Origin of the sequence: Acidiphilium sp. PM, from assembly GCF_000219295.1 — a bacterium.
GTDB lineage: Bacteria > Pseudomonadota > Alphaproteobacteria > Acetobacterales > Acetobacteraceae > Acidiphilium > Acidiphilium multivorum.
In genome coordinates this window covers 1-7,317 of the sequence record NZ_AFPR01000366.1, presented here as the reverse complement: position 1 = coordinate 7,317, position 7,317 = coordinate 1, and the positions used below count along the sequence as shown (strand labels likewise).

Here is a 7,317-nt window from a genome sequence, read left to right as displayed (position 1 = left end):
AACAGGGCGCAGAGGCAGATCAGCCAGAGATAGGGGAAGGTGATGCGCGAGAGCCGGACCGCGAGGGCGAATTTCGCCGGATCGGCGCGGAAGCCGGGGGCCAGGACGTCGAGCACCAGGGGCATGAACAGCAGGCCGAGAATGGTGAGGGCCATGAGGAACACCGCCATGATCGCGGTGACCTCCTCGGCGAGGCGGCGGGCCGGGGCTTCGCCCTCCTGCGCGAGGGTGCCGGCATAGGCGGGGATGAAGGCGGCGCTGAACGCGCCCTCGCCGAACAGGCGGCGGAACAGGTTGGGCAGGCGCAGCGCCACGAAGAACGCGTCCGCCGCCGGGCCGGCGCCGAGCAGGGCGGCGATCAGGATGTCGCGCGCGAAGCCGAGCACCCGGCTGCCCATCGTCCAGGCGCCCACGGTCAGCGCATTGCGCAGCATTCTCGCTCCTCGGCGGTTGGCGCCCGGCCGGATCGGCCGGAACGAGCGCAGAGCATTAGCGGGTGGCGGGCACGGTTGCCAGCCTTGGGCGGGCGGGGAGGATGAAGCCGTCGGTGGGATAGATCGTGCGGCCGGGCTCGTGATCGGGCGCGTACCAGACGCGCACCGAGGTCCAGTCGTTCGCGGGCGAGACGTCCAGCACAGGGGTGGCGCGCTGGAGGCGGCCGGGCAGCCAGTTGGCCTGGGTGACGAGGATCTCGCGCGGGCCGAGCACGCGGGTGACGACGGCGACATGGCCCGCGGTCATCGCGCCGTGGCGGCGGAAGACCAGCACGGCGCCGGGGACGGGATGGTGCGCGCGGGGGTAGAGCCCATCGGCCTCGTCCCACCAGCGCCAGGCGTCGCCGGTGAGCTCGATGCCGGAGACGGCGCGGGCATAGGGCACGCAGGTGAGCGTGGTCGGGGTGCCGTATCCGGCGAAGCGCGAGGTGGCGCAGGCGGCGAGCAGCAGCGGCGCCGCGAGGGCGGGCAGGGCGAGTCGCATGGGCAGAGAATACCTGCTAGTCAGCCGGCATGGACACGATTTATCGCGGCGACCTGTCGACCCCGGCGGGGCGGCGCAATGCCTGGATCGACGCGCTGTTCGTCGACCATGCCGTGCTGCGGCTGGGCTGGACCAATTTCGCTCCGGTGAAGCCGGGCGCGCTGTATCGATCGAACCATCCGGTGCCGTTCCAGCTGGCGAAATTCCGCCGGCTGGTCGGGATCAACACGCTGATCAACCTGCGCGGCGAGTGCCGCAACGGATCGGACGCGCTCTCGCGCGAGGCGGCGCGGCGGCTCGGGCTCGATTTCTACGACATGGCGCTGGAATCGCGCGGCGCGCCGCATCGCGACCGCATCCTGCGGCTGGCCGAGATCATCCGCACGATGCGGCGGCCGGCGCTGGTGCACTGCAAGTCCGGCGCCGACCGGGCGGGGATCGCGAGTGCGTTGTTCGTGCTAATCGAGGGCGGCAGCGTGGCGGAGGCGCGGCGGCAGCTCAGCCTGCGCTTCGGCCATATACGGCAGTCGAACACCGGGATCCTGGACGCCTTCCTCGACATGTACGAGGAGGAGGGCGGCGGGATGGCGTTTCTGGACTGGGTGCGCGACGCCTATCGCGAGCAGGCGCTGCGCGAGCGCTACGCGCGCGAGACGCGCAACCGGCCGGGCCGGCGGATCGCGCGGTTCGTCAACGACCGGCTGCTCGCCCGGGAGTGACCGGGCGGCGGCGCGGGCAGGGGCGGGCGGTCAGGCCTCCGGCGGGGCGGCGCTGATCGGGATTTCGCGGGCTTCGGTCGGCGGCTGTTCGCCGAGACCGGGGGCGGCTTCGACGAGTTCGGCCTCGTCCTGCGCCTCGGCGGGCTGGGCATCGCCGCGGCGGGAATGGCCGTTGCCGTGCGGGGCCTGGGCGGCCTGGTTCATCGCGGAAATGATGCGGAAATAATGCTCGGCGTGCTGGAAATAGCTCTCGGCGAGGACCCGGTCGCCGGCGCCGGAAGCATCGCGGCCAAGCTGCTGGTACTTGTCATAGAGCTGCTGGGCGGTGCCGCGGACCCGCTGTTCGGGGCCGTTGCTGTCGAAGACGTGGTTGCGGTTGAGGGGGGTGCCGCCGCTCTGGTAGTTGCGGAATCCGCCGCCGCCGCCACGATTGTTGCGCCCGCGCATACGTTTGATGTTCATCGAGTTGCGTAATCCTGTTTCAGTGCGACCATGCGCGTACCGGACCGTCGGTTCCCTGGTCGAAGCCGGGCAGCGTCTCTCATGGCTTGGTCGTTCAAACGATTTTCGATACGGCTTTTGTGGAACCGGGACCGCGTCGCAGAACGAAGCGATCTGACACAAGCCGCTCCGGCCGCATGAGGCCGGGCACCGAATACAAGGGATATCTAGTCTGATTCGGCCGAATCGACAAATGGTTTTTCACGAATATTTTTCCCGCGCTGCCATGATCACGGCGCGGGGGATGCCGGCGAGGTCGGGTTCGGCGGTGGCGTCCAGCCCGTGCGCGGCGGCGAGGGCGGCCAGCGGCGCGGCCTGGCCGATGCCGGCCTCGAGGATGGCGAGGCCGCCGGGGGCGAGCAGGCGGGGCAGATCGGCGACGATGCGGCGATAGGCGTCGAACCCGTCGGCGCCGCCATCGAGCGCGGAGGCGGGCTCGTGGGCGGCGACTTCCGCCATCAGGCCGGGGATGTCGGCGCTCGGGATATAGGGCGGGTTGGCGAGGATGAGGTCGAAGCGGGCGGCGAGGGCGTCGGCCCAGTCGCCGCAGCAGAAGGCGGCGCGGGCGGCGAGGCCGGTGCGGGCGGCGTTGGCGCGGGCGAGGGCGCAGGAAGCGGGCACGCGGTCGATGCCGATGCCGAAGGCGTCGGGGTATTCGGCGAGGGCGGCGAGGAGCAGGGCGCCGGTGCCGGTGCCGAGATCGAGGATCGTGCGGATCTTGCGCCGGTCGGGGCGGTGGCGCAGCGCGGCCTCGATCAGGGTTTCGGTGTCCGGCCGGGGGATGAGGGTGGCGGGCGAGACGGCGAGGTCGAGGCTCCAGAAGCCCTTCGCGCCGGTGATGTAGGCCAGCGGCTCGCGGGCGGCGCGGCGGCGGGCGAGGGCGAAGGCGGGTTCGGGGTCGACCTCGTCGAGCGCCCAGAGTGCCGCGAGATCGACGCCGAGCGCGTGGGCGAGGATGAGGCGGGCCTCGCGGGTCGGGTTCTCGACGCCGCCCGCGGCGAGGATGCGGCCGAGTTCGCGCAGGGCCTCGGTGGTCGGGATCATGCGCCGGCGGCGGCGAGGCGGGCGGCCTGGTCTTCCTCGGTCAGCGCATCGATGATGTCGTCGAACTCGCCGAGCATGACGCGGTCGATCTTGTGCAGGGTGAGGTTGATCCGGTGGTCGGTGACCCTGCCTTGCGGGAAATTGTAGGTGCGGATGCGCTCGGAACGGTCGCCGGTGCCGACCTGGGACTTGCGGTCGGCGGCGCGGCCGGCGGCGGCGGCGGCGCGGGTCTGCTCGTAGAGCCGGGCGCGCAGGATCTTCATCGCCTTGGCGCGGTTCTTGTGCTGGCTGCGCTCCTCCTGCATGGCGACGACGATGCCGGTGGGCAGATGGGTGATGCGGACGGCGCTCTCGGTCTTGTTGACGTGCTGGCCGCCGGCGCCGGAGGCGCGGAAGACGTCGATCCGGAGATCGGCCTCGTTGACCTCGACATCGACGTCCTCCGCCTCGGGCAGGACGGCGACGGTGACGGTCGAGGTGTGGATGCGGCCCTGGGTTTCGGTGGCGGGGGCGCGCTGGACGCGGTGGACGCCGCTTTCGAACTTGAGGCGGGCGAAGACGGCGCGGCCGGTGATTTCGGCGATGCCCTCGCGCAGGCCGCCGAGTTCGGTCTCGGTATAGTCGAGGATCTCGAAGCGCCAGCCGCGCAGGTCGGCGTAGCGGCGATAGGCGGCGAAGAGCTCGGCGGCGAACAGCGCGGCCTCGTCGCCGCCGGCGGCGGGGCGGATTTCGAGGATGGCGGGGCGTTCGTCGGCGGCGTCGCGCGGCAGGAGGGCGAGGCGGATCTCGTGTTCGAGCCGCGGCAGGGTCTCGCGGAGGGAATCAAGCTCGGCATCGGCCAGTTCGCGCAGCTCGGGATCGGCGCGGGCGGCCTCGGCCTCGTCGCGGGCGCGCTCGGCGGCGCGGAGCAGGAGGATCTGCTGCTCGACCGGCTCGATCTCGGCCAGCTCCCGCGAGGCGGCGACGAAGCGCTCGCCATCGACCCCGGCGGCGAGCATCGCGCGCAGCTCCTCGGCGCGGAGGACGATACGGTCGAGTTTCTGCTCCAGGGTCATCGCGTCAGCGGGTCATCCGAGGGCGGCGAGAAGCTCGGCGCGGGGGAGCTCGCGCTGGGCGCCGTCGTCGAGGGTCTTGAGCGTGACGGCGCCGCGGGCGAGTTCGTCCGCGCCGATCAGCACGGCGGCGCGGGCGTTGATGCGGTTGGCGCGTTCGAGACGCTTCTTCAGGTTGCCGCGATAGGCGGCCTCGGCGGCGATGCCGGCGCGGCGGAGGGTGGCGAGGATCTCGATCGCGGCGGTCTGCTCGGCCTCGCCCATCGGGATGACGGCGACGGGGCGCGGCGTGGCGGGGGTTGCGGCGAGCAGCATGGCGAGGCGCTCGATGCCCGCCGCCCAGCCGACGCCGGGGGTGGGCGGGCCGCCCATCTGCTCGACCAGCTGGTCGTAGCGGCCGCCGCCGAGCACGGTGCCCTGCGCGCCGAGGGCGGTGGAGACGAATTCGAAGGCGGTGTGGTTGTAGTAGTCGAAGCCGCGGACGATGCGCGGATTCTCGACGAAGGCGATGCCGAAGGCGGAAAGCGCGGCTTTCAGACCGTCGTAGAACGCGGCGGAGGCGGGGTTCAGGTGGTCGTAGATAAGCGGGGCGTCGGCGAGGAGGCGGATGTCGTTCGCATCCTTGGTGTCGAGGATGCGCAGCGGGTTCTTGACCAGGCGGACCTTGCTCTCGTCGGAAAGCTCGGATTCGTAGCGGGAGAGATAGTCGACCAGGGCGGTGCGGTAGGCGTCGCGGCTGTCGCGGTCGCCCAGCGTGTTGATGTGCAGGGTGATGCTGGCGCCGACGCCGAGCTCGTCGAGGATCTGCTGGCCGCAGGCGATCGCCTCGGCGTCGGCCAGCGGTTCGGCGGCGCCGATGATCTCGAGGCCGATCTGGTGGAACTGGCGGTAGCGGCCCTTCTGCGGGCGCTCGTAGCGGAACATCGGGCCCTGGTAGAAGATTTTCTGCGGCAGGGTCTGGGTGAGGCCGTTGGAGACCAGGGCGCGGCAGACGCCGGCGGTGCCCTCGGGGCGGAGCGTGACGGATTCGCCGGAGCGGTCCTCGAAGGTGTACATCTCCTTGGTCACCACGTCCGAGGTTTCGCCGAGATTGCGGGCGAAGACGGAGGTGAGCTCGAAGACCGGCGTGGCCCATTCGGCGGCGCCGTAGAGGCCGGCGACGCGGCGGGCGGTCTCGACCACGTGGTGATGCCGGCGCGCGTCCTCGCCGATGATGTCCTGGGTGCCGCGCACGGGTTGGGGCTTGGTCAAGGCGGAGATCCTTCAGACAGCGGAGATTGCCGGTGGTTTGCCGGAAATCGCCGCCGCTGAACAGTCCGCGGCGCGCGGGCGGGCTATTCCGCCGCCTGCTTCGCCGCCGCCTTTTCCTCGCGCAGGCGGGCGGCGCGCTGTTCGACCAGCTCGACGACATGGTCGATCATCGAAGCGCCCTCGATCGTGTGGTCGGTCTTGCCGGCGGCGTAGACCATGTGGCGGCCGTTGCCGCCGCCGGTGACGCCGAGATCGGTCATCAGCGCCTCGCCCGGCCCGTTGACCACGCAGCCGATGATGGAGAGGGTGATCGGCTCCTCGATATGGGCGAGGCGGTCTTCGAGCTGGGCCACCGTGTCGATCACGTTGAAGCCCTGGCGGGCGCAGGAGGGGCAGGAGATGACACGCACGCCGCGATGGCGGATGCCGAGCGACTTCAGGATGTCCCAGCCGACGGCGACCTCTTCCTCCGGCTCGGCGGAGAGGGAGACGCGCATCGTGTCGCCGATGCCGGCCCAGAGCAGCGAGCCGAGGCCGATCGAGGATTTCACCGTGCCGGTGCGCCGCCCGCCGGCCTCGGTGATGCCGATGTGGAGCGGGTGGTCGCAGACCTCGGCGAGCTGCTGGTAGGCGGCGACGGCCATGAACACGTCGGACGCCTTCACGCTGATCTTGAATTCGTGGAAGTCGTGATCCTGCAGGATCTTCGCGTGTTCGAGGGCGGATTCGACCAGGGCGTCGGGGTTCGGCTCGCCGTATTTCTCGAGCAGGTGCTTCTCCAGCGAGCCGGCGTTGACGCCGATGCGGATGGAGCAGCCGTGGTCGCGGGCGGCGGCGACGACCTCGCGCACGCGCTCGGCGCTGCCGATATTGCCGGGGTTGATGCGTAGGCAGGCGGCGCCGGCCTTCGCCGCCTCGATCGCGCGGCGGTAGTGGAAATGGATGTCGGCGACGATGGGGACGTTCACCTGGCGCACGATGTCGGCGAGGGCGGCGGTGGCCGCCTCGTCCGGGCAGGAGACGCGGACGATGTCGACCCCGGCGCGCTCGGCGCGGTGGATCTGCGCCACCGTGGCGGCGACATCGTCGGTCGGCGTGTTGGTCATGGTCTGCACGGTGATCGGCGCGTCGCCGCCGACCTTGACCGGGCCGACGCTGATCTGCCGCGACTTGCGGCGGACGATCTGCTGGTATTCGCGGTAATTCATCGGGCTCGCTTCCGTGGAGGGGTTACTGCGCGGTGGAGGCGCCGGAGGGGGCGGTGGCGCTGCCGGAGGCCGGCGGCGTCAGTGGTATATTGTGGAGAACCACGCCCGGCTTTCCGAGGGGGGAGCCGGCGGCGCCGTTGCGGACCAGCTCTGTGCCGCCCGCATTGCCGGTGGTCAGGGTCAGGCCCGGCTCGTTCGGCACCGGCCAGGACTGGCCGGCCTTCAGCACGCGGCTGAACAGGATGGTGCCGTGCGGGCCGCGGACCTGGACCCAGCTATCGGCGCTGGCGCTGATGACCAGCGGGTTGGCGCCGGCGATCGCGGTGGCGGAGGTCGCCGTGCCGGCGCCCGTGCCGGAGGCCGAGGTGGCCGGTGCCGGGGTCGCCGATCCGGGCGTGGCGCCGCCGGAGGCCGATGACGCGCCGGACGATGACGTGGCCGAAGATGCCGAGGTGGACGATGACATGGCGGTTGTCGACCCGCCCGATCCGCCGCTGGCGGTGCCGGACGTGGCGCCGCCGGCGGCCAGGGAGGCCGGCGCGTTGGCGGAGGACGCGGTCTGGT

10 protein-coding genes are annotated in these 7,317 nt (G+C 71.4%); 2 read left to right on the top strand and 8 right to left on the bottom strand.

Features of this window, described 5'->3' with window-relative positions; genetic code table 11:
• Together APM_RS12785 and APM_RS12780 are read right to left on the bottom strand one after the other, a co-directional pair.
• On the bottom strand, positions 1-434 hold a 434-nt coding region (locus APM_RS12785), incomplete at its 3' end, for a lipid II flippase MurJ (RefSeq protein WP_007423794.1).
• A gap of 55 nt (positions 435-489) precedes the next feature.
• Positions 490-978, bottom strand: a complete 489-nt coding sequence (locus tag APM_RS12780) for a CHAP domain-containing protein (protein ID WP_007423793.1) — start codon at positions 976-978, stop codon at positions 490-492.
• A gap of 29 nt (positions 979-1,007) precedes the next feature.
• Between APM_RS12780 and APM_RS12775 the strand changes: the two genes are divergently transcribed.
• Positions 1,008-1,697 carry a tyrosine-protein phosphatase gene (locus APM_RS12775; protein WP_007423792.1) on the top strand — a complete coding sequence of 230 codons (690 nt, stop codon included), beginning with the start codon at positions 1,008-1,010 and terminating at the stop codon, positions 1,695-1,697.
• Between the two features lie 30 nt (positions 1,698-1,727).
• On the opposite strand, the gene APM_RS12770 is transcribed toward APM_RS12775, so the two are convergent.
• The 6 genes from APM_RS12770 to APM_RS22715 all read right to left on the bottom strand — a co-directional run bounded on the left by APM_RS12770 (position 1,728) and on the right by APM_RS22715 (position 6,994).
• Positions 1,728-2,159, bottom strand: a complete 432-nt coding sequence (locus tag APM_RS12770; RefSeq protein WP_011941930.1) for a DUF4167 domain-containing protein — start codon at positions 2,157-2,159, stop codon at positions 1,728-1,730.
• Between the two features lie 240 nt (positions 2,160-2,399).
• The gene (prmC, locus tag APM_RS12765) at positions 2,400-3,242 is read right to left on the bottom strand and encodes a peptide chain release factor N(5)-glutamine methyltransferase (protein ID WP_007423790.1); all 843 of its coding nucleotides are present in this window, start codon (positions 3,240-3,242) and stop codon (positions 2,400-2,402) included.
• Positions 3,239-4,297, bottom strand: coding sequence for a peptide chain release factor 1 (prfA, locus tag APM_RS12760; protein ID WP_007423789.1), 1,059 nt, complete (start codon positions 4,295-4,297; stop codon positions 3,239-3,241). Before prfA ends, prmC begins: the two co-directional genes overlap by 4 nt.
• Before the next feature lie 12 nt (positions 4,298-4,309).
• On the bottom strand, positions 4,310-5,545 hold the full coding sequence (gene hisS, locus APM_RS12755) for a histidine--tRNA ligase (protein WP_013639669.1): 1,236 nt from the start codon (positions 5,543-5,545) through the stop codon (positions 4,310-4,312).
• Between the two features lie 83 nt (positions 5,546-5,628).
• Positions 5,629-6,753 (bottom strand): flavodoxin-dependent (E)-4-hydroxy-3-methylbut-2-enyl-diphosphate synthase, encoded by a 1,125-nt coding sequence (ispG, locus tag APM_RS12750; RefSeq protein WP_007423787.1) that lies wholly within the window; start codon positions 6,751-6,753, stop codon positions 5,629-5,631.
• A 22-nt stretch (positions 6,754-6,775) separates the two neighbouring features.
• Positions 6,776-6,994 (bottom strand): DUF4115 domain-containing protein, encoded by a 219-nt coding sequence (locus APM_RS22715; protein ID WP_241763158.1) that lies wholly within the window; start codon positions 6,992-6,994, stop codon positions 6,776-6,778.
• On the opposite strand from APM_RS22715, the gene APM_RS22710 reads away from it, so the two are divergent.
• On the top strand, positions 6,891-7,317 hold a 427-nt coding region (locus APM_RS22710), incomplete at its 3' end, for a hypothetical protein (protein ID WP_241763159.1). The two genes, APM_RS22715 and APM_RS22710, sit on opposite strands and share 104 nt — an antisense overlap.